At 40.2% G+C, this 21286-nt stretch carries 22 protein-coding genes; 15 read left to right on the forward strand and 7 right to left on the reverse strand.

What is annotated here, in order from left to right; translation table 11 throughout:
* The first annotated feature begins 11 nt into the window (after window positions 1-11).
* Together KK060_RS21150 and KK060_RS21155 are read left to right on the forward strand one after the other, a co-directional pair.
* On the forward strand, window positions 12-170 hold the full coding sequence (locus tag KK060_RS21150; protein WP_302180145.1) for an NIPSNAP family protein: 159 nt from the start codon (window positions 12-14) through the stop codon (window positions 168-170).
* A gap of 25 nt (window positions 171-195) precedes the next feature.
* The gene (locus tag KK060_RS21155; RefSeq protein WP_254156056.1) at window positions 196-1065 is read left to right on the forward strand and encodes an aldo/keto reductase; all 870 of its coding nucleotides are present in this window, start codon (window positions 196-198) and stop codon (window positions 1063-1065) included.
* 17 nt (window positions 1066-1082) lie between these two features.
* Here KK060_RS21155 and KK060_RS21160 read toward each other — a convergent pair whose 3' ends face one another.
* Both KK060_RS21160 and KK060_RS21165 read right to left on the reverse strand, forming a co-directional pair.
* Window positions 1083-1526, reverse strand: coding sequence for a GNAT family N-acetyltransferase (locus KK060_RS21160; RefSeq protein WP_254156058.1), 444 nt, complete (start codon window positions 1524-1526; stop codon window positions 1083-1085).
* A 69-nt stretch (window positions 1527-1595) separates the two neighbouring features.
* Window positions 1596-2105 (reverse strand): DinB family protein, encoded by a 510-nt coding sequence (locus tag KK060_RS21165; RefSeq protein ID WP_254156060.1) that lies wholly within the window; start codon window positions 2103-2105, stop codon window positions 1596-1598.
* Between the two features lie 254 nt (window positions 2106-2359).
* On the opposite strand from KK060_RS21165, the gene KK060_RS21170 reads away from it, so the two are divergent.
* The 4 genes from KK060_RS21170 (at window position 2360) to KK060_RS21185 (ending at window position 5862) form a co-directional block, all read left to right on the forward strand.
* The gene (locus tag KK060_RS21170) at window positions 2360-3304 is read left to right on the forward strand and encodes a helix-turn-helix domain-containing protein (protein WP_302180143.1); all 945 of its coding nucleotides are present in this window, start codon (window positions 2360-2362) and stop codon (window positions 3302-3304) included.
* Between the two features lie 241 nt (window positions 3305-3545).
* A complete protein-coding gene (locus tag KK060_RS21175) occupies window positions 3546-4190 on the forward strand; it encodes a DUF2652 domain-containing protein (RefSeq protein WP_254156062.1) in 645 nt (214 codons plus the stop codon).
* A gap of 521 nt (window positions 4191-4711) precedes the next feature.
* Window positions 4712-5551: an SDR family oxidoreductase gene (locus tag KK060_RS21180; RefSeq protein ID WP_302180144.1), complete on the forward strand. Its 840-nt coding sequence runs from the start codon at window positions 4712-4714 to the stop codon at window positions 5549-5551.
* Window positions 5552-5562: 11 nt separating this feature from the next.
* Window positions 5563-5862 (forward strand): Atu4866 domain-containing protein, encoded by a 300-nt coding sequence (locus KK060_RS21185; protein WP_254156064.1) that lies wholly within the window; start codon window positions 5563-5565, stop codon window positions 5860-5862.
* 100 nt (window positions 5863-5962) lie between these two features.
* Here KK060_RS21185 and KK060_RS21190 read toward each other — a convergent pair whose 3' ends face one another.
* Entirely contained in the window at window positions 5963-6463 is a 501-nt protein-coding gene (locus KK060_RS21190) for a hypothetical protein (RefSeq protein ID WP_254156072.1), read from the reverse strand.
* A 366-nt stretch (window positions 6464-6829) separates the two neighbouring features.
* Here KK060_RS21190 and pnuC point away from each other — a divergent pair, with 366 nt between their 5' ends.
* On the forward strand, window positions 6830-7435 hold the full coding sequence (gene pnuC, locus KK060_RS21195; protein WP_254156074.1) for a nicotinamide riboside transporter PnuC: 606 nt from the start codon (window positions 6830-6832) through the stop codon (window positions 7433-7435).
* 10 nt (window positions 7436-7445) lie between these two features.
* Window positions 7446-8546 (forward strand): acyl-CoA dehydrogenase family protein, encoded by a 1101-nt coding sequence (locus tag KK060_RS21200; RefSeq protein WP_254156076.1) that lies wholly within the window; start codon window positions 7446-7448, stop codon window positions 8544-8546.
* 113 nt (window positions 8547-8659) lie between these two features.
* Here the strand turns inward: KK060_RS21200 and KK060_RS21205 are convergent, their stop codons facing one another.
* Window positions 8660-11143 (reverse strand): ABC transporter permease, encoded by a 2484-nt coding sequence (locus KK060_RS21205; RefSeq protein WP_254156078.1) that lies wholly within the window; start codon window positions 11141-11143, stop codon window positions 8660-8662.
* A gap of 708 nt (window positions 11144-11851) precedes the next feature.
* On the opposite strand from KK060_RS21205, the gene KK060_RS21210 reads away from it, so the two are divergent.
* Together KK060_RS21210 and KK060_RS21215 are read left to right on the forward strand one after the other, a co-directional pair.
* A complete protein-coding gene (locus tag KK060_RS21210; RefSeq protein ID WP_254156080.1) occupies window positions 11852-12955 on the forward strand; it encodes an adenylate/guanylate cyclase domain-containing protein in 1104 nt (367 codons plus the stop codon).
* A gap of 261 nt (window positions 12956-13216) precedes the next feature.
* Window positions 13217-13582, forward strand: a complete 366-nt coding sequence (locus KK060_RS21215; RefSeq protein ID WP_254156082.1) for a hypothetical protein — start codon at window positions 13217-13219, stop codon at window positions 13580-13582.
* A 19-nt stretch (window positions 13583-13601) separates the two neighbouring features.
* Here the strand turns inward: KK060_RS21215 and KK060_RS21220 are convergent, their stop codons facing one another.
* The 3 genes from KK060_RS21220 to KK060_RS21230 are packed head-to-tail and all read right to left on the reverse strand — an operon-like array spanning window position 13602 to window position 16297.
* Window positions 13602-14570 (reverse strand): alpha/beta hydrolase fold domain-containing protein, encoded by a 969-nt coding sequence (locus KK060_RS21220; protein WP_254156084.1) that lies wholly within the window; start codon window positions 14568-14570, stop codon window positions 13602-13604.
* 14 nt (window positions 14571-14584) lie between these two features.
* Window positions 14585-15691 carry an acyltransferase family protein gene (locus KK060_RS21225; RefSeq protein WP_254156086.1) on the reverse strand — a complete coding sequence of 369 codons (1107 nt, stop codon included), beginning with the start codon at window positions 15689-15691 and terminating at the stop codon, window positions 14585-14587.
* Window positions 15692-15712: 21 nt separating this feature from the next.
* The gene (locus tag KK060_RS21230) at window positions 15713-16297 is read right to left on the reverse strand and encodes an ankyrin repeat domain-containing protein (RefSeq protein ID WP_254156088.1); all 585 of its coding nucleotides are present in this window, start codon (window positions 16295-16297) and stop codon (window positions 15713-15715) included.
* A 262-nt stretch (window positions 16298-16559) separates the two neighbouring features.
* Between KK060_RS21230 and KK060_RS21235 the strand changes: the two genes are divergently transcribed.
* The 5 genes from KK060_RS21235 to KK060_RS21255 all read left to right on the forward strand — a co-directional run bounded on the left by KK060_RS21235 (window position 16560) and on the right by KK060_RS21255 (window position 21280).
* A complete protein-coding gene (locus KK060_RS21235; protein WP_254156095.1) occupies window positions 16560-18620 on the forward strand; it encodes a helix-turn-helix domain-containing protein in 2061 nt (686 codons plus the stop codon).
* A gap of 166 nt (window positions 18621-18786) precedes the next feature.
* The gene (locus KK060_RS21240; RefSeq protein ID WP_254156097.1) at window positions 18787-19296 is read left to right on the forward strand and encodes an RNA polymerase sigma factor; all 510 of its coding nucleotides are present in this window, start codon (window positions 18787-18789) and stop codon (window positions 19294-19296) included.
* Window positions 19286-19852 carry a hypothetical protein gene (locus KK060_RS21245; RefSeq protein ID WP_254156099.1) on the forward strand — a complete coding sequence of 189 codons (567 nt, stop codon included), beginning with the start codon at window positions 19286-19288 and terminating at the stop codon, window positions 19850-19852. Before KK060_RS21240 ends, KK060_RS21245 begins: the two co-directional genes overlap by 11 nt.
* Before the next feature lie 124 nt (window positions 19853-19976).
* Window positions 19977-20333, forward strand: a complete 357-nt coding sequence (locus KK060_RS21250; protein ID WP_254156101.1) for a hypothetical protein — start codon at window positions 19977-19979, stop codon at window positions 20331-20333.
* Window positions 20334-20617: 284 nt separating this feature from the next.
* Window positions 20618-21280: an SMI1/KNR4 family protein gene (locus KK060_RS21255; RefSeq protein ID WP_254156103.1), complete on the forward strand. Its 663-nt coding sequence runs from the start codon at window positions 20618-20620 to the stop codon at window positions 21278-21280.
* The last annotated feature ends 6 nt before the right edge of the window (window positions 21281-21286 follow it).

A 21286-nucleotide genomic window follows, 5' to 3' on the forward strand; every position in this document is an offset into this window, starting at 1 on the left:
GTCTTACTTACATGATCACTTTTGAGAACATGGAAGAACGCGATAAGAACTGGAAGGCTTTTGGACAGGATCCTGACTGGCAGCGAATGTCTAAGGCACCAGAGTTTGCAAATTCTGTTTCTAAGATCTATAAAACTTTCTTAGAGCCACTTCCATATTCGCAAGTGTAATTAAAGCCTCAACAACTAAAACAGTATGGAAAGAAGATACCTACATTTAAAAGGACTTGAATGTTCAAGGATAATAGCAGGAGCGTGGCGGTGGAATAACGTAGATGAGAAAACTGTCTCTAACTTGATAGATACATCTCTTGATGTGGGTATTACTTCTTTCGATCATGCTGACATCTATGGCGACTATAGTAATGAGAAGATCTTCGGAAATGTTTTAAGACACAGGTCGTCGATTAGAAGGGAAATACAGCTCATCACAAAATGCGGTATTAAATTACTCTCTGATAAACATCCAGGTACATGGATTAAACATTACGATACTACCAAAGAGCACATCATTAATTCTGTTGATCAATCGCTTGCTAACCTTGGCACTGATTATATCGATCTCCTTCTTATCCACAGGCCCGACCCGCTGATGGATCCGGAAGAAGTGGCAGAAGCTTTTGGCTTGTTAAAGCAAAATGGTAAAGTGTTGTATTTCGGTGTTTCCAATTTTACTGCAACGCAATTTGAAATGCTTCAGAGTTGCTTGCCGTTTCCGTTAATTACCAATCAACTCGAAATATCAATTGAAAAATTAGATGCTTTATATGACGGAACTTTGGATGTGATGATGAAGCATAAGGTAGCACCGATGGCATGGTCACCATTAGGTGGCGGAAGATTATTAAACAATTCAAAGGCGCTCTCCAAATGCAGTAAATATAAAGCGACGGAAAGTCAGATAGCACTCGCGTGGCTCCTTAAGCATCCTGCAGATATATTTCCTATTATAGGAACTACACAGCCCGAAAGAATTAAGGAAGCTGCAAAAGCAATTGATATCGTGCTCGACAGACAGGATTGGTTTGATATGCTTAAGGCAGCAACCGGAAAAGATGTCGCATAACCTTAATAGGAGAAGTATTATACACTCCAGTCATAAAAGTTATGGTCAGCGTTTAGGGTAAACCCTGCACGCGGGTAAAGTTGATTGCCTACATTATTGGCTTTTGCCGTCTCCAGAAACATTCCACATGCGCCTGTTTTCATACATAGCTCTTTCGCTGCGTTTATTAACATGAGTGAAATGCCTCTTCCCCGAAAGCGTTCATCTACAAAAAGATCATTGAGTAGCCATAATTTTTTCATCCTTACTGATGAAAACAAAGGATAAAGCTGTACAAACCCACTTACCGTGTTTTCTGTAATGGATACAAATAGTTCTGAGTCATTATTTTTTATTCGTTCTGTCAAGAATACTTGAGCTCCTTCAATATCTGTTTTCTTTCCATAGAACACCCTGTATGCATCAAAGAGTTGTGAGAGCGACTCAAGGTCTGTTGGCGTTGCTTTCCGTATTTCTGCCATTGGTAAAATAAAAAAGCAAGATAAACTTATAAAGCTATCTTGCTCGCAAACTTTGTACTATGATAGAAATTATTTCTGCTTTAAATAGATAAGCTGACCAAGGTGATAGTTTGTATGATTGGTACGGTTAATCAAAACGTTAAGCTTATTCCGATGAGGTTCCTTAGCAAACACTTCTTCAGATACTGCTGTGTGTCTTGCGAACCAATCTTCAGGGGTCATGGTGTTGAACTTGGTGGTGAGTGTGTCATTAATCGTCGTCCAGTATTTCTTTAATTCAGTAAACGTAGGAATTTCCTGAACGGTTTTGTCGGGACTGGTAAGAAAGGGATGATCAAGCTGAGGATATAGCCTTTCACCCAAACCGAATAGTGTTATTAGTCTGTCACTTACAGCAACAAGGTGTCCAAGCAGATAAATTCCACGGCTTCTTCCCGGTGCTGTTTCTGTCATCCATTGTTCTTCGGCAAGTTCATTCAATAACTTTGTTACTCTTTCATTTACAGCGTTCCAGGCACTTAAAGTCATGGAAATGAAAAACGCTTCTGATTTTGTTTCTGGTTTGATTGTAGCCTCCATTATAGTTTGGTTTAAAAAGACATAAGATTTGTGACAGTTGCAAAACAGCTGGTATCCATTAATAGTTCAAAATGAACATAAAATGACTGAATCGTTTTCTACGATGTAATTGTTTGAAAGGAACACATGAAAAGAGGGGATTTTGATCCAATAATCATTTCGACAGTAACAATAATTGTTTGATTTTTACAATCAATTATTTGATTAAAATAAATATGTGAACCTCGGATGGTCTATCTTTGAATAAGAATTTTATGGCAGTAAGAAATAATATCGCTAAGACAGAGACGCTTGAGGAGTTCTACCAGCATAAGTTTAACTGGTTGCCTCATGATCTTAAAAAGGACATCGGTCATTTTAATGTATTTCGTATGGAAGACTGTGTCGGCCCCAACAAACAACCCGTTCAATATAGCCGAAGAGACTTTTACAAAATTGCCCTTATGCGTGGCAAGCACGCTTATCACTACGCCGATAAAAGCCTTGAGGTATCAGGTACTACGTTGATGTTCTTTAATCCCAGCGTGCCCTATACATTTGAGCAGCTCACTGAAAATCCAACAGGATACTTCTGTATATTCAAAGAATCATTCCTGTCAGAACACTTCAGGTCTGGTATAAAAGACCTCCCGATGTTCGTTCCTAAAAACAAGCCGAGTTATATTCTCAATAAGACACAGGATAAGTATGTGGCGGAGGTGTTTAAAAAAATGCTGGATGAAATAAAGTCAGACTACAAATATAAATATGACCTGCTGCGAAACTACATCATGGAGATTGTGCATTATGCATTGAAAATACAACCAACAGAAAACATCTATGAGCATGCGGATGCGAACACACGCATCACTTCAGTATTTACGGAGTTGTTGGAGAGGCAATTTCCAATAGAGGCACAATCACAACGGTTTAACTTACGTTCACCAAAAGACTTTGCTGAACAACTTTCTGTACATGTAAATCATCTTAACCGTGCCCTTCGTACAACAACAGGCAAGACTACAAGCGAGCTTATCTTTGAGCGATTAATGGGTGAAGCAATGGCATTACTTAAACACACCAACTGGAATATCGCCGAGATCAGTTATTGTCTCGGGTTTGAAGAACCAGCCCACTTTAACCACTTCTTCAAGAAGCATACGAATATGACACCATCATCTTATAGGATGCAGCTAGTTACGCCTGTCTCCCATCAGTAGGTAAACAGGTACCGTCATTATGAGCCGACAAAAATTTTGGAGGACGATATACCATCGGTTTTAATACCTATCGGCAGATTGCTTCACTGTGTTCACAAAGACGAAAGGCTTTGATAAAGCCTCTTTTTTATTTGCTGTCCGCCTTGTTTGAAACTTGCAACTATCCGATTGAATAGCGCAACTCACTCTTTTCTAATCCTGGTAAGTTTGTTGTGAAACAGGTAAAGCGGGTGAGACACGCATGAAACATGTAGAAATAGCGGATAAGTTAGTATTGGTTAACACTAGCGCATCATTATTTAACGAGGGAATGCTGATTATAACAGATATTAGTGGCTACACTACATTTGTACATAATACAGATGCTGTTGCAGGGAAGTATATTACTTATGAACTGCTCTCCGAAATCATTAACAACAATACATTAGGGCTTCAAGTATCCGAGATTGAAGGCGACGCAGTTCTGTTTTATAAGACTGGTACTCCTCCTGCTCTACCTGATGTACTCAGGCAGTATGAAGTTATGCTGCTCGCATTTAATAGCAAAGTAGAAGAGCTGACATCACGATTTGGGGTACGTATTGATCTTACGCTTAAATTGATTGCTCATTATGGTTCTTTTTCAGAATATGAGTTAAGTGGATTCAGAAAGCTCTATGGTGAGGCAGTTATTGAAGTGCATCGGCTACTTAAAAATTCACTGGACAGTCACTGTTATGTACTGATCACCAACAATCTCTTCGCAGCGTCTGAGGCAAACCACCACATTCAAATTCCGCAGGCTTATGCAATAAACAATGTGTGTGAAGTTTATGGTGCACTCGGAAAGATCTGTTATTCATATTTTAGTTATGAATACGATAGCGCGCCTAAAATAATTGTGTAAGCCATGATTAAGTTAAGCGCTTTTGCAGATCGATTTACTATCTGTCATATCTCCGCAGATGATAAACACGCGTACATGTGCTCTTTTCAAACGAGCTATATTCCAGAGAACACGAGGCGGCATATTCACTCTCTGTTTGCCTCTAATACAGGCAACGTATTTTATTTTCTTAACAAGGAACAAGACGATTGCATACAGACAATCTTTAAAAAGCTAATAAAAGAGAGACACACCGATTATATTTTCTCAGAGAGTTTGCAGAAAACTTACCTTATCGAACTGATTCACTGTATTACCAAAATACATCTTGATAAGCTTTTATTCCCGTCGCTTTCGTTGAACTAATTGAGGTTAAACATACTTTGTATATCTATTTTTCACCAACTGGTTGTCCCGCTTTCTTTTTTTACACTTGTTTGATTTGTACAATAATTTGTTTCGAAGCCATAACATAAAAGCATTATGTACACGCTTATTTTGAATTATCAATTCAAACAAAACGAATATATAATTTAACGATTATGAAAAAGAAGGTATGGTTTGTTACGGGGGCCTCCAAAGGATTAGGATTAACCCTTGTTAAGAAATTATTAAAGGAAGGTTATTCAGTTGCTGCAACATCCCGAAGCGTAAATGATCTTAAGGAGGCAGTAGGATCAGATACAAAAGCATTTCTCCCGTTAGCAATGAATCTACTGGATGAAAATGATGTACAGAAAGCAATTGAAAAAACAGTTGAGCATTTTGGAAGTATTGATGTGGTTGTTAATAATGCCGGCTATGGACTGGTAGGTGGCCTTGAAGAATTAAGTGATGCTGAAGCACGGAAGAACTTTGATGTAAATGTATTCGGATCATTAAATGTAATTCGCAAAGCACTACCGCATCTGCGTAGGCAAAAGTCTGGCCATATATATAACATCGCTTCCATTGGGGGCTTCACGGGTTCTTATCCTGGGTTTGGAATTTATTGTGCTACAAAGTTTGCTGTACACGGATTTACAGAAGCGCTTGTTGAGGAGGTTAGACCATTCGGAATAAAAGTAACAGTTGTTTCTCCGGGCTATTTTAGAACCAATTTCCTCGATTCGTCGCTTGCTGTACCCGCTAAACCTATTGATGATTACAAATCGGTGCGGGAAATGCAGTCTTTACACCAGGCGGGTATTAACGGAAAACAACAAGGTGATCCTGAGAAAGCTGCATCTGTTTTAATTCGGGTAGCTGAGGGTAATGAGGCCGTTGTACACCTGTTCCTAGGCGAAGATGCGTATGGCTTGGCAGAGCAAAAGATTAAGACAGTTCAGCAAGATATGGCATCTGTTAGAGAGCTTGCTACATCAACAAATTTCGAAGGGTAATTATAAGAATTATGAGTAACACAAAACAAACTACAACTGCTTTAACAGATACTGGGATAACTGTTGAGCAGGATAAGTCTTACCTGGGTATGTGGGTGACGGGTGATGGATACATACGCCAGGAGTTATTGCCTAACGGTAGGTATGATGAGGCACGTGGTAAGAAGCAAAGTGCCTACACGGGCGATTACTGGATAGAGGGCAACCATATCAAATACAAAGACGATACTGGTTTCAGTGCCACCGGAGATTTCAAGGATGGTGTATTATACCACGGAGGTTTCATCTTCTACAAAGAAGAAAACAAATGAGTTTAACGCTTCTTTGAAAACCACTAAAAGAAATTTCCTGCTCATGCTCTCGGATAATGAGATTATGAAGCAGGAAATTCGGGTTGTTTTTGTTTATTTCTTAAAGTTCTTCTCTTTTTAATAGAGGCACACCATTAACTGTTCCATTGAAGTCACCAGCGTCATTGGTATGTACGTTTACAACAGTATGGAAGCTGTCTTCTTCAGGACGAGGCTGAATGGAAACTGCGCTTTCTTTTAATGATAAAGCCTTACCATTATAAATTGCAGATACCAACGTGTTTTCATTTTTAGAGCCAGGGAAATGGTAGTTGTAATCTGAAGTACGTTTTGCAATAATAAGGTCTAAATAATCATTTGAACTGAATTGATAACGTACTACGTGCAGGTTTTTATCATCCTCAGAAAGTACAACATAAGCTTCATCAACAACAAAAGTAACTTTCGGTCCTGCATTTTGCTGATCTATAGAGCCTTGTGCTGATAATGTTGTTTCAGGACTGGAATAATCAATGCCCCACGAAGGAGATTTGTCGTCATCATCATTACAAGCTGTAAATAATCCAATGCAAAGTGCGAGTGTCAAAAATTTAAGTTTCATCTCTGGTTTTAATATTTTGCCATGAATGCGTCAAAGTATACTGAGGTAAGCGCTGTTTCTGATAAAGTTATCGACAATCTGCCAATACAGAAGGTGAGTAATACCAATGCGAAGCGGACTAGCTACTCATAATAAAGGGAGTAGGTTTGGCTTTTTTAAATGAAAATACTTTACATTTGTTCACTTGCTCAAGGGGTGCCTTGTACCGAAATAACGGTTACTGATAAACAGGCTGAGATTATACCCTTTGGAAGCGGATAATGGCTTCCATACACCTGATCTGGGTAATACCAGCGTAGGAAAGAGATAGTTCAAGCAAACGTTTTCAAAGCGTTTCTCCTTGCAGCATGATTTTAACTTTTTTTTATGGATCATGTTCAGCAATGGCTTCAGGCCTTAAACATCGATGCTATTCAATGCATCGTCTTAATCTTAGGAGTATCAGAAGTGCTTCTGGCGAGAGCCAATAACGTATGGCTTTATCCAACAGGTATTGCAGCTACTACACTTTCAATTTATAGTTTGTTCCACGCAAAGCTTTATGCCGAGTGTTTGTTGCATCTCTACTACATCGTCATGAGCATATATGGGTGGTGGTTCTGGACTACACGCAGAAACAATAAACCTGTTGAGATAACTTTCTCTACGCAACGCGATTGGCTTATAACGATAGGTATTGTGCTTGGTGGATGGGTTGTGCTCTACTTTTTTCTCATACTGTTCACACCATCCGAGCTCCCCTTATGGGATAGCTGGGTAAGTTGTACAGCCTGGGCTGGCATGTGGCTTCTCGCAAGACGTAAGGTAGAGAATTGGTTGTTACTGAATATTTCGAATGCCTTCGCCATACCGCTCTTGTTCCATAAAGAGCTGCCCTTGTTTGCATTCCTAACATTGTTCCTCTTTATAGTAGCGTGTAAGGGTTATTACGACTGGATGAAGACTGCGAAGAAAAATATGGCAATAGCATAACAGTATAACTATGGTACTTGAAATTGAACATCCCTCTGCATATTTAGATAAAAGCCTTGTAACGCGTATACGAAACGTAGCGCATGAAGCAGAACGTGCATGCCGGCTACAGACTGATCAACTAAATATTATTTATGAGCAGGGTTGGTTTAAAATGTATGTACCTCATGAGTTTGGCGGATTAGAACTTTCACTTCCTGAAATATTAAGAATTGAAGAAAGTCTGGCATGGGTGGACGGTAGTACGGCATGGGTTGTAACCTTATGTAGCGGGGCCGTGTGGTTTATCGGATTTTTAGATGATACAATTTCCAATGAATACTTTCATGATAAGAATGTATGTCTTGCAGGTACTGGACGCGCAACAGGCATTGCCACCATTACAGAACATGGTTATGAAGTAACAGGTCATTGGAAATATGCATCAGGTTCTTTTCATGCTACTTGTTTTACCGCCAATTGCCTTATATATAAGGATGAAAAGCAGGTTCTTAACGACGATGGCTCTCCGTTAGTTCGTGCTTTTATTTTTAAGAAAGATGAAGTAAATATTGTTGAACGCTGGCCGGCTATGGGTATGCTTGCCACGACAAGTCATTCTTTTGAATTAAAAAATGTATCCGTCCCTGCTAACCGAAGTTTTATTATCGATCCATTGCATGCTAAATTAAGTCAACCGGTATTCCGCTTTCCCTTTATGCAACTTGCTGAGACTACCTTAACTGTTAATCTCTCTGGAATGGCGCTAAGATTCATTGATCTTTGTGAAGATATTCTTAACGATGAAAATGATAAAAATTTAGTGAAAGACAAGTTTAAGCATAGTATTGAATCCTGTAAAAGAAGGATCAATGACTTGCGCGTGCTGTTCTTTACATCTGCAGAGGCAGGGTGGCAATCAATTGTTGCTGGTGATGCTATTCCTGCAGTAATACTTTCTGAAATCAGTGAGGCAAGTCATAGTCTGGCACAAGGCTCAAGACAGGTTATTAATGAGCTTTACCCTTACTGTGGACTAGCTGCAGCAGATACAACAACAGAAATCAACAGAGTCTGGCGTAACTTTCATACGGCAGCGCAACATGCGTTATTCAGAAATAATATCTCTTAATTCATAGGTGCAGCTAAACCGGTCTCTGATATTGTTATTAATCACGTTGGTAACAGCAACTAATCATAGGCGTGCTACCCATCCCGGTATTTTACCAGGATGGGGCCAGCTCACTACTCGTAGCGTAAAGAGTTTACCGGATTTGTTCTTGCAGCTTTTATTGTATGGAGCGAAACGGTAATCATAGCTATGGCCATTACAAACAAACTAGGAATAGCAACAAGCCACCATGAAAGGTTTATCCTCGTAGCAAAATCTTCCAGCCATGAATTCATAATCCACAAGGCAAGTGGTGTAGCAATGGCACTGGAAGTAAGCACAAGTATAATATAATCTTTACTCATAAGCCCGAGTATACCAGGCACGGATGCACCGAGTACTTTTCTTACACCAATTTCTTTTGTTCGTTGGATTGCTGTTAACGAAGAGAGACCAAACAAGCCAAGGCATGCAATAAAAATAGCGAGTGCTGTGAACACGCCAAATACTTTTCCAAATTGCTGATCTGACTGATATTGCTGATTGTAGTAATCATCAAGAAAGAAGCTGATAAAAGGGTTACCCGGGAACAACTGCTTCCATTCCTCTTCAAACTTTGCCATCGATTCTTTAACATTTGCTGTGTTAAACTTAATGGAGTAGTAACCACCCGGAGCCTTGCTGTAACGAAACACCAACGGCTCAAATGCTTTCTTAAGAGACTCCTGATGATAATTCTTAAGCACGCCAACAATCCGGAAGGTATCTCCCCAGAAAAAGATTTGTTCATTGATGGCATCTTCCGGCTTGGCAAATCCCATTTGTTTTATTCCTGCTTCATTAAGCAGAACGCTTTTATCTTCGTTTGCTACTTCTCCTGAAAACGCTCTTCCGGTTACAACTTCAAGACCATACGATCTGATAAAATCATGGTCCATCATAATAACCCTGTATTGCTTAGATTCATCTTCGCCCTGACTAATTTTGCGAATGCCACCAGCATTCCATTCTGGCTGGCGCCCGGGAACTGAACTTGATGCACTTACAGCTTCAACTTCCGGAAATTGGTTGATCTGTTCTTTAAATACAGCAAACTTCTGCTGATAGGTTGAATCAACGATGTTAGGCGAGTTAACAACCAGCGTCTGCTCCAGATTTATGCCCAGTTTCTGATCGCGCATAAACTTGATCTGCTGATATACAGTAAAGGTTCCTATAATAAGACAGATAGAAGCGACGAATTGTGTTACCACCATTCCCTTCCTGAACACGATTCCTTGTGTACTGTTCTTGAACCTACCTTTCAGAACTTCAACAGGCTTAAAGCCAGATAAAACAAAAGCAGGATAGAGGCCTGAGAAAACAGCACCTGCAACAATGAGTAAGCCTACCCATATCCAAAATGTCGTTTGCTTAAAGAGAAGGTAGTTCAGGTTTCGCCCAGCAAGTTCGCCGAACCAGGGTGTAAGAACAACTACAAGTATAAGCGCAATGGTAATGGCAACAGTATTTAGCAAGGCTGACTCAAATAAGAATTGTTGTACCAGTTGTGTTCTAATACTTCCCATTACTTTTCTTACGCCAACTTCTCTGGCACGTTCTATCGATTTTGCTGTTGAAAGATTTACATAGTTAATCCAGGCAATAACAAGGATAAGTACAGCTACAATAGAAAGAAAGTAAGCTGACTGCCGGTCGCCGTTAGCTTTAAATTCACCCATAAAGTCTGAATCGAGGTGAATATCAGTAATGGCTTGCAGTTGGAATGCCATGCCCGCGTCGTACTTCTTCAGCTCTTCGCCCGCCTGCTTTTGAATGAAGGCGGGAAGTTTGGCCTCAAAAGTCTTATAATTAGTTCTGTTGTTAAGTTCAATGTAGGTCATGAAACCATCCCACTGCCAGGATGTAATGGGGTCGTTCCAAAGTTTCTTTAAGCTTTCGAAAGACATGAGCGCACTTATCTTCATGTGTGTGTTGGTCGGAAGATCTTCAAATACCCCCGTGACCTGGTAATCTGTTTTTCCATTGCTCTTTATCATCTTGCCTATAGGATCTTCATTGCCAAAGTATTTTTTGGCCATACTCTGAGAGAGTACGATCTTAAAAGGTTCTTTCAACACAACAGAATCAACACCGGAGATAAGTTTTATTGAAAACATCTTAAAGAAGTCTTCGGATGAATAGTAAACATCTTCCTCTTTAAAGAATACGTCTCCATGCGTTAGCAAGGGCTGTGAGTGCATTAATCGTACATAACGCTCTACTTCAGGAAAGTTGCCTTTTAAGTCCGGCCCTATGCCGGCACATCCGGAAGCCCAACGGGTAGCAAGTTCACCTTTATCGTAACGGTCTTGCTGAATGCGAAAGATGCGGTCTTTCTTTACATGGAAATCATCATAACTGAATTCGTGTAACACAAATTGGGTGATGAGCATACAAGCGGTCATGCCAATGGCAAGACCCAACACATTAATAGCAGTAAACGCTTTATTGCGCGATATAAAGCGGATGGCAGAAGTAAGATAGTTTTTAAACATAGGCGAGAGGAATAATAATAGGATACCGAAACGTTGATTAAAAGTTACAACATTTTTATAAATAGTCATTAGTAGTTTCATAACTGGCTATTAATCATTGTCAATTGCCTATTGTCAACTGTCAAATTATTCTTTGACTACTGCCCTTACCTATTGCTTACTATCCTAGCTATAACTCATCCATTGTCATAGCTCCCCAACCCAGTTTCCACCCCACTTTAATCCCAGTCAAACCACGGGTTCACCACGAGGATGCTTCGAGGATGCTTCGACCATGCTTCGACCATGCTTCGAGTATGCTTCGACTTAGCTTAGCTAATAAATACTGTTTCAAGGCCTCTAAACCATCAGCAGACGGCCTCTGGTTAAGATCCATAGGTTTAAAGGAGATAGGCAGGGTAATGCTATAATGGTGTTAAGGGATGAAGAAGATCGGGAAAGACAGGGTAAGTCCTGACATTGCGGTGTTGCCAAACTGAACATTATAGACCGTCAATCACTCTTATTGCTATCGCCTAATTTTTTGACTGTATTCTTAATCAGTTCTGGGGTTTTGTCAATTGATTCACTGTCAACTGTCAAAAATAATCCTTGCCTTTACTGCCTATTTTTTTCTACCATTGACTAATGACTAATGACCATTGACTTATTTCCAAATTCCTAACCGCTAATGCCAATGCCTAATTATGCCCATTCTGTCGCATTCAACCTCAACCATTGTCCCAATCACCACCTTAAGTCTTGAATTACGCCATCTACTTTTGTTAAAGTACATCAACAACTGAGGTTATGAGCAGTAGAACACAAATAAAAATTAAGCAGCTGGCAGTTATTACAGTTGCATGGCTGGTGGTAGGCTTGCTGATGAGCATTTACGATCACCTTGTACTTTTGACAAACAACTCACAAGGTTTGTCAGCTGATTATTCTTTTGCCTTATCTCTAAGCATGAACCTGACGTCTGCGGTTATCGGATCGATGCTGGGAGGCAGCCTTCTGGTGTTTTATGTGAATGTAAAATACCTGGATAAGCCTTATGGATATACGTTGCTCTTTGTAGCCACCGCTTTTATCATGGTCATTCTTATTATCATTGTTGTTATAGCGATGATGTCCATACCCATCAAAACAGGGAAGCCTTTTACTGATGAAGTATCAAGAGAGGCATTAAAGACTTTTCTGATGGATAGCAGTCGTGCGAAGAACACCATGATCTGGTCTATTGTGGTTTTGCTCACGCAACTTTTGCTGCAGGTAAATACAAAGTTTGGACAAGGAACTTTGGGAAACATCATCAGTGGTAAGTATCACACACCCAAGGAGGAGAACAAGATCTTTATGTTTCTTGATCTCGATTCATCCACCTCTATTGCTGAACAATTGGGCGATGAGAAGTATCACGAATTACTTAAAGACTTCTTTGCAGATATTACCAATCCCATTCTCGATAACAAAGGCGAAATCTATCAGTATGTTGGTGATGAAGTAGTGGTAGCCTGGAACTATCGGGTTGGCATCAAGAACAACCAGTGCATTCGTTGTTTCTTTGATATTAAGCAACAAATCCAGCAAAATAAAGAGAAGTACCTGAAACGTTACGGGTTCATTCCGAACTTTAAAGGAGGTATTCATTGTGGTAAGGTAGTGGCAGGTGAAATAGGTATTATAAAAAGAGAGATCACCTATTCTGGTGATGTTTTAAATACTACCTCACGGATATTGAGCATGTGCAAGAACTTTGGTGCGGAGATCATTACCTCCAGCAATCTGTTTACCGGCTTGAAACTGGACGATAGTTATGCGATGACGCCCCTCGGCACCATTAAGCTAAGAGGTAAAGAAAAAGAAGTAACACTTAGTGCTATTACGCAAATGAATATATTGACATGTTAATGTTTGATGTGTTTGCATTAGTCAGGCTATAGTTATTTGTACTAAGAAGTAAAAAAGCTTGGTACAACCAAAACATAAGGCGCAGACACTTTCATCAGCATCGTCATTCCCGCCTCAAATAGAAACAATAAGAAGCTGAGCGAGATTGCGAGGGAATCCCCTGGCCCTGGAGTAGTATCTATGAATACGTGGTGAATTGATAAGGCTGTACGGTATAAATAATGCAGAGAACATATCAAATATGTATATTTAACATTGCATATGGAGGACATTAATGATGATAATGATTTGGAGGAAGTTGCCTCTTATCTTACAAAACATGAGGCAGACTCGTTAACACAAATCCTGTACTCACAAAATATTGACTTTACTAATCAGGGCCATGATGCTGCAAACCGGTACCATTCGTTGTACTATTTAATTAAGGTGAGAAGAGGTGATTTGAATGCAATAAAACGACTGGTTAATAAAAAGAGAGCTGAGGCCTTTATTGAGGGCAAGAAATGTCCAAAGTGTAAAAATCTGGGATACAAGGAAATTGAGAAAAAGGGTTTTTGGCAGAGGGTTTACTATTTAGGGACAACACTTGTTCAATGCAATAAATGTAAAACCACATTTCCGGTTTGACCTACATCACCGCATCTACTTAAAAAACCTCCTCTAAAAATCCAATAACATATCTCACTGTAGGCTCGAACCATGGATTCAACAGCCAGAATGAATGAGGTACGCCCTCAAGAAAGTGTGTCTGATATTTTGTTCCGTATTTGTCGAGCGTGCTGATAAACTCTTGTCGTCCGGCAAGAAAGCGCGGATACTTGCTTGCTATAAACAACGTGGGCGGTGTGTAAGCATCTACATGCGTGAGCGCTGAAGCTTCAGTCCATGTTTCCGGTTTTTCTTCATAGGTACCGCCGAGCCACTCACTGGCTACTTTCCCTTCTTGCGAATCAGGATGTTTAAAGGCGAGGATTCCATCAATATCAACAATGGCATTTATCTTAACATTTTCCTTTTGCTTAACAGATTGATTAAAGGCAACTGGTTTATTATATGTAGTGCCTACAAGCGCTGCAAGTTGTCCTCCGGCTGAACACCCCAGCACGGCGAGCTTGTTTATATTGATGTGATATTTTTTGGCATATTTATCTATCCAGGCAATTACATTATACAAGTCCTGAACAGCAGCAGGATACGTTGCTTCAAGTGACAGCCTGTATTCCACTGAGACAACAACGTATCCTGCATCTGCCAGTCGTTCAGCCATGGGTGTGTTTAATGATTTGTCGCCAGCTCTCCATCCTCCGCCATGGATCATTACAATACAAGGGAGGTCATGCTTAGGCTTTGATAGATAGAATAAGTCGGCTGTGAGCTTTCTCTTGCCAATCGTGCTATAAACGATATCTTTCTTAACGGTTATCCGGCGTGAAGGATTAGATAAAACCGCAGTCACTTCAATGTCTTTGTACTCCTTTCTTATTTTTTTTAGTGTGCTGGCAACGGTATAAGAAGTATCGCAAGGAATAGTTAACGCCTGGGCAATAATGTAATTACCACTGCCCGGCATTTGAAGGAGGCAAGTAAAAAACAGCGCAGTCAGATAAGCTTTCACAAACTTTAAGTTAATTACTTTTTTATGGTGTAATATAATTTTCTTTTAAATGTGAGGGGCTTACAGCTAAACGTCTTCATTTTTAATCCAAACAATGGTCTTACAATGTTTATTCTCCTGATTACCAATTCATAGAAGGCGAAGCATCCTGCAAAAGTGAATACAAGGTTCAGCGCGAACTGAAGGTATACCGGGATATCTAATGGAAAAATAATGATGGATCCCAGGTAAAGGAATATCATGTGAATAATATAAACAGGATAAGCTGCCTGACTTAGGTAGTCTAATGCTTTGCTCGGGCGGTTAAGGTATTTATAGCCAAAGGCTAGAACGGAAACAACCCAGTAAACAGACTCTATCGCCTGCAGGTAGTTGGGTGCGAGTTGTTGAAACGCTACAATTCTGAACGAAAATAAAATACCAGCAAAGGATAAGAACAACCAGCGCCACTTTACAATCATATTCCAGAAGGGCAACCCACTTAGCACAAAGCAAAAACCAAAGAAGAATGCAATGAGCCCGAGGAAGAACCCGTGCCATGTCATGGCGTATAACGTGTATGGGTTTGGATTAACAAGCCATGCCTCTGCCATAAAGGCAACTATTACCAGAAGAATACCTAAAGGACTGCCCAATACGCATTTTAAACTTCGCACAAATGGGTTGTCTTCATTTCTTTTGAGGTAAAAGAAAACTGGTGAAAGTAGAAGAACGTACGCGAAGATGTTCCCGAGAAACCAAAGATGACCCGGGTTCGGGTTATAGCTGTAATCGAAATCATAGTAGTACTGCCATAGGTAAAGGTAAACGGGAACAATAAAGAAAATTCCGAACAGGTATGGGAGGAAGATTCTTCCGGTGCGCTCAAGTAAGAGTTGCTTCCAGTTCCTGTTTTGAAGGGCAAAATATACACCCATACCCGAGACAAAAAACAAGAGCGGTATTCGCCATACATTAAGCATAGACATAGGAATCCACAATGACTCCCATGTTTTACTATTCGAAATAAAGCCGATTATTATTCCCCAGGATTGGAACCCTATGGCGATGTGGTAAATTAAAAGCAAGCCGATGGCAATTACTCTAACCCAATCAATATCGTACCTTCTATTTAATTGCATATATTCAAACTATTTAATTTCCTATTTCAACATATCAGCAATAACAGGACGTGTTTTCTGTATATAATCGTAATCGAGCTTTAAACCCATGGGGCCTAATATCTTCCCCATCATGTCATACGCATTCTTCGCTTCATTAAAAGAACCACTTACAGACTCATAAGCAGTAGCACCGAATTTATTTTTGATTGTCTTGTCAGCACCCTTATCCAGTAGCATTTTCACTATTTCTGGTCGGCAAAAGAATGCTGCAGTGTGAAGCGGGGTAGAACCGTCATTATTCTGAAAGTTTAGATCGGCACCTGCGTCTATAAGAACTTTGGCCTCGTCTGTCTTTCCAAATACGCACGCGCTGATTAAAGGACTTGAGCCACCATACGGATCTTTCTCATTCAGATTACTTCCTGCTGCTATATGCTGTTTAAGAGCATCGATATTTCCTGTTACAACTGCTGTATGGATATCGACATCAGGTGCCTTTAGGCCTGAATGGGAGCTATTCTGCTTGCCATCTTCCTTCGTTTTGCATGATGCTACGAGTAATAGTGTGATCAGGCAATAGGTCTTGATGAATACTGTTAAAGCGTTACTGTTGTGTGTTTTCATGGCTTGGGATGTTTAAAATTTTGGATTTTTTTGATGCTGTAAAGAACGGTCGACCATGCAGGGAGGACTAAATAGCCATGCTGACAAAACCATCAACTTTGCGTAAAACAGTATAAATTATGATGCATCGATATAAAATTTGATGCAAATAGGCTTTATAAGCGTAAATTGAGTTCTTAAACACAGGTGCCATCCGGTCTGTTTTGTTGGCGGTGGTTATTATGCTGAACACGACCGGATGCCAGTTTACGGCTATAATTACATGGCAAATTCCCCCATTATAGAGAAAGAGTTTTTAAGTCAGCTTACGGCCCTGGTCGAGAAGAACATATCCAATGAGCAGTTTGGGGTGTCAGAATTGGCTGATGAAATGAACATGAGCCGCTCAAACTTGTTGCGCAAGGTGAAAAGGGAGACAAACCTCTCCGTAAGCCAGCTGATCAGTCAGGTACGCTTAAAACGCGCCATGGAGCTGTTGAGGACATCTTCCTTAAATGTGTCTGAAGTATCGCACCAGGTGGGCTTTAACAGCACGTCGTACTTTATCAAATGCTTTCGCGAATACTATGGTTACCCGCCAGGAGAAGTTGGAAAACATGATGAAGTACAAGCGGATATCTTACCCATGCCCCAGCCGAAGGCAAATCGGAATGTTATCCTGTTGTCATCCATTGGTCTGGTGCTGGTATTAACGCTTGCGTTAGTCGCATACTACATGCAGCCCTTCTCAGGTAGTGATCATGTATTGGAGAAATCCATTGCTGTGTTGCCATTCAAAAATGAAAGCAGCGATTCAACCAATATTTACCTGATCAATGGGTTAATGGAGTCAACGCTTAATAATCTTCAAAAGATCAAAGATCTGAAAGTGATCAGCCGAACATCGGCCGAGAAGTACAGGCATACTTCCAAATCCATTCCTGAAATGGCCAGGGAATTGAATGTGAATTACTTTGTTGAAGGCAGTGGTCAGAAAGTAGGAGACAAGATTCTGTTGAATATCCAGCTGATTGAAGCATCTACCGACAGGCACCTATGGGCAAAACAATACCGGAGAGAAGCAAAAGATATTTTTGAACTACAGCAGGAGATTGCCAGGAATATTACGGAAGAGATCAAAGCTATCATTACACCTGATGAACGTCGTCAAATTGAAAAGGTGCCTACTGCAAATCTCGAAGCCTACGATTTGTTTTTAAAGGGTCGTGATCTTTCGTCACGAGGAGGTGATAAGAATTTGCTGGAAGCTATATCCTATTTCAATAAGGCAATCGAGAAAGACAATGAATTTGCGCTAGCGTACGCCGATGCAGCAATGGCGTGTTACTACCTCGATATTTTTCAGGTAGAGAAAAAATATACAAAAGAAATCAGCAACTATGCCGATAAGGCTTTGCTGTTTGATTCGAAGCTGGCAAATAGTCTTGTTGCCAAAGCCATGGTGTTTATGCATAGAAAGGAATACGAGTCAGCTATTCCTTATCTTGAAAAGGCCCTGGAGTATAATCCAAACTCTATATTAGTTATTAATTTTCTCTCCGATCTTTATAACAACTATGTTCCTAATTCAGCCAAATACCTTGAGTATGCATTGATGGGTGTTAAACTTGACATGGGCGCCTATGATTCAGTTACCAATAGTTATACCTATCTGCATTTGAGCAACGCACTTATGCAAACAGGATTTATAGATGAAGCACTGAAGTACATTGACAAATCGCTGGCGTATAATGCGAATAATCCGTACTCAGGTTATTTAAGAGTGTATATTCTTTTTGCCAAAAGCAGAGACTTTAAAAAAACGGAAGAGCTTCTTATTAAAGAGCTTAATAAAGACACTACCCGCATTGATATTATGCAGGAGGTTGCCAAGGTTAACTACCTGATGCACGATTTTAAAGATGCTTATTACTATTACAAGAAGGTTATTGCTATGCGCGAAGCACATCAACTTGACCTGTATGTTCATGAGAATATTCGAATGGCCATTGTGTTTAATGAGATGGGTGAGAAGCAAAAGGCCGATGAACTTGTTGAACGTTTCAAAGCCTTTGTTGATAACAATAACTCTATTTATAAACACATCTTCCTTACCGATTACTATTGCTATACCGGTGATAATGAAAAGGCCATTGAACATTTAAAGCAATTCGCGCAGGTTGATAATTTCCAGTACTGGATTCTTTTATGGGATACGGAAAGTGGCGTTAGGGACATCAAAGATTTGCCCGGCGTAAAATCAATCATGAAAGGCGTTGAAAAGAAGTTCTGGGATAAGCACAATGAAATAAGAGTAACGTTGGAAGAAAAGGGATTGCTGTAAGGCCTGGTAACAGCGTGATGATGCTTTTGTCACTTTACACATAGCGTAAACACGACTCACCTTAATGATTGCTCGTTTTAATCTCCAAACTGATATTCTGAAATAAATTCTCAAGTCTTGTAAGAAATCGATTCTGCTTCGGTACTAATGGGGTAAATAACAGCTTGTGACAGAAAAGGAACAGAAATTGATTTTTAACCGATGGCTTGAGCAACATAAAGCATTAGTCTTTAAGGTGGTACGTGCTTATGCAGTTACAGCCATGGACCAGGATGATCTCTTTCAGGAGGTTACCATCCAGGTATGGAATTCTGTTCCTGCTTTCAGGCAGGAATCATCTGTTACCACATGGCTCTATCGGATAGCGTTGAATACTGCCATTAAATGGATGGGCAAAGAACGCAAGCATCATAAGCAGGAAGCTTTGGAGTCGGCCCAAAGTGTTTTGCATATGAGCGATCATCCGATTGATGGCAGGCTTACATGGCTCTATGAAGAAATTCATAAACTGGATGAGATCGATCGTTCTGTCACGCTGCTACTCCTGGATGGTTTCAGCTATAAGGAGATGGCTGCCATTCTTGGAATTACGGAATCTAATGTTGGTGTAAAGATCAACAGAATCAAAAAACATCTTATTGCCAGGTCAGAAAAAATCAATCATTATGGAATTTGACGAAATGAAAATGATATGGGATGCTCAAAATAATAAACCTCTTTATACCATTGATGAAGAGGGGTTATACAAACACATCGTTTCAAAAAAGAAAAAGGCGCGACATATTACCAACGTATCTGAGTTGTTATTGATTGTAGCCAATCTTGCTTCCGGAGTTCTTATTGCAGCACTTAACTTCTTTGGTGAGCACGCTACACCTATAGGATATGCCATAGCGGTATGGATGTTAGGTACAGCGTTGTATGTGTTGGTAAGTCGCATCCGCAGGATAAACCAACAACATCAATTTGACAGATCGATGATGGGCGATCTACGCCACGCTGTTTCTGATGCCACATACCAGGTACGCCTTTCATTACTCATGCGCTGGAACATGCTCCCTATAGCTGTGTTTACTTTTGTTGGTTTATGGAATGGTGCCAAATCAATATGGATAGCTATAGGTGCTTTGATATTTTTTGGGATTGTCTACTACGCAAGCCGCTGGGAACACAGCATTTATAAATCAAGAAAGCGCGAGCTTGAAGCATTACAAAAGATGCTTCAAGCATGAAGAAATAACCATCTCACTTTAATCAGTTAGCAGAACTTACAGGTAGTTGAAAAAAATTCAGGTAGCGATACCTGCCGGGAGAGGTCTGTCAAAATAAAACGATAAACACTATTTAAAACTCAACATGAAAACAACACTATTAACACTCGTATTGCTATTGATGGCCTCCTTGTTACAAGGACAAAACCTTGCCGGGAATTGGAATGGAATCCTGGATGTGCAAGGAACACAGTTGCATGTGGTTTTCCATATAACCAAAGAGGGTGACACGTACAAAGCCACAATGGACAGCCCGGATCAATATGTAAGTGGCATTCCTGTTACCCTTATAGCGGTGACCTATTCGCACATAAAAATAGAAATGGCCAATATCGGGATGGTATATGAGGGCACCTTATCAGATAATCAAATCACTGGTAAATGGATGCAATCCGGGAGAAGCTTTCCCCTGGTTCTCTCCCGCATTGAAGGCCAGGATTAGCAGTTTAAACATCTAAAGATGATCAGCACCTAGCCCATGCCTAACTAGCAGAAATAAACGTAAGATAGACGTAGGATGAACGTAGGATGTAACAGAAGTGTAGGGGTAAATAGAGATAGGTGAAGGGAGGTCTTTAGGATTTTGCCTAACTTTTTTAAAACATGTATAAAAATCTGTAGATTAGAGGTATTGAGAACTTCCTTTAAGGCTATCGTTTGACGTTGGATTAAGGATGCAGGGTTTTCAGGGGGGCAAGGGAGGTAATCATTTAAATTACATTGCTTATGAAAACACTGACCCTCATTACGTTTATCCTGTTCACGGGTACTTCCGGTAAACCAATAGTCACTGATCATAATCCTGAAAAAGCCTATACCATGCGACAAATTATTCAGCAACTGGATAGTCATTTGAAACAAAATGCGCCTGAACTCTATTCTACATTAAAGCCTCCGTTGACCAATGCGCAGATAGATGCATTGGAGGTACAACATTCCATTAAACTGCCAGCTGATGTGCGTGAGATTTATCTTTGGAAAAACGGGCAGGATGAAGAAAGTTACAAATCGCTGTATGGCAACAAGACATTTCTTTCGCTTGAACAGGCACTTGAAGCCCGCGATTTTCTGAACGAAGAGCTTTTTGCCAAGACTCCTGAGGATCAATTCAAAATTAAGAACTGGTGGAATAAAGACTGGATTCCGCTCTTTTCTAATGGGGGTGGTGATTATGTGTGTTATGACCCGGTGGGGATATTCACCAATAAACCCGGGCAGATAATTGATTACTATCACGATGAATATTACCGCATGGTGTCTGCCCCAAGCTTAGCGGCACACCTGCAGGCTGTTCTCATGGTTTTTGAAAAGAAGTATGAAGATGAGTGGGATAGCATTAAGGAAATTGATAAAGGCTATCCGAAGAGATTTGCACTGGATAAGAATTAAGTATGC

This window comes from Chryseosolibacter indicum (assembly GCF_018598585.1).
GTDB classification, from domain to species: Bacteria; Bacteroidota; Bacteroidia; order Cytophagales; family Cyclobacteriaceae; genus Chryseosolibacter; species Chryseosolibacter indicus.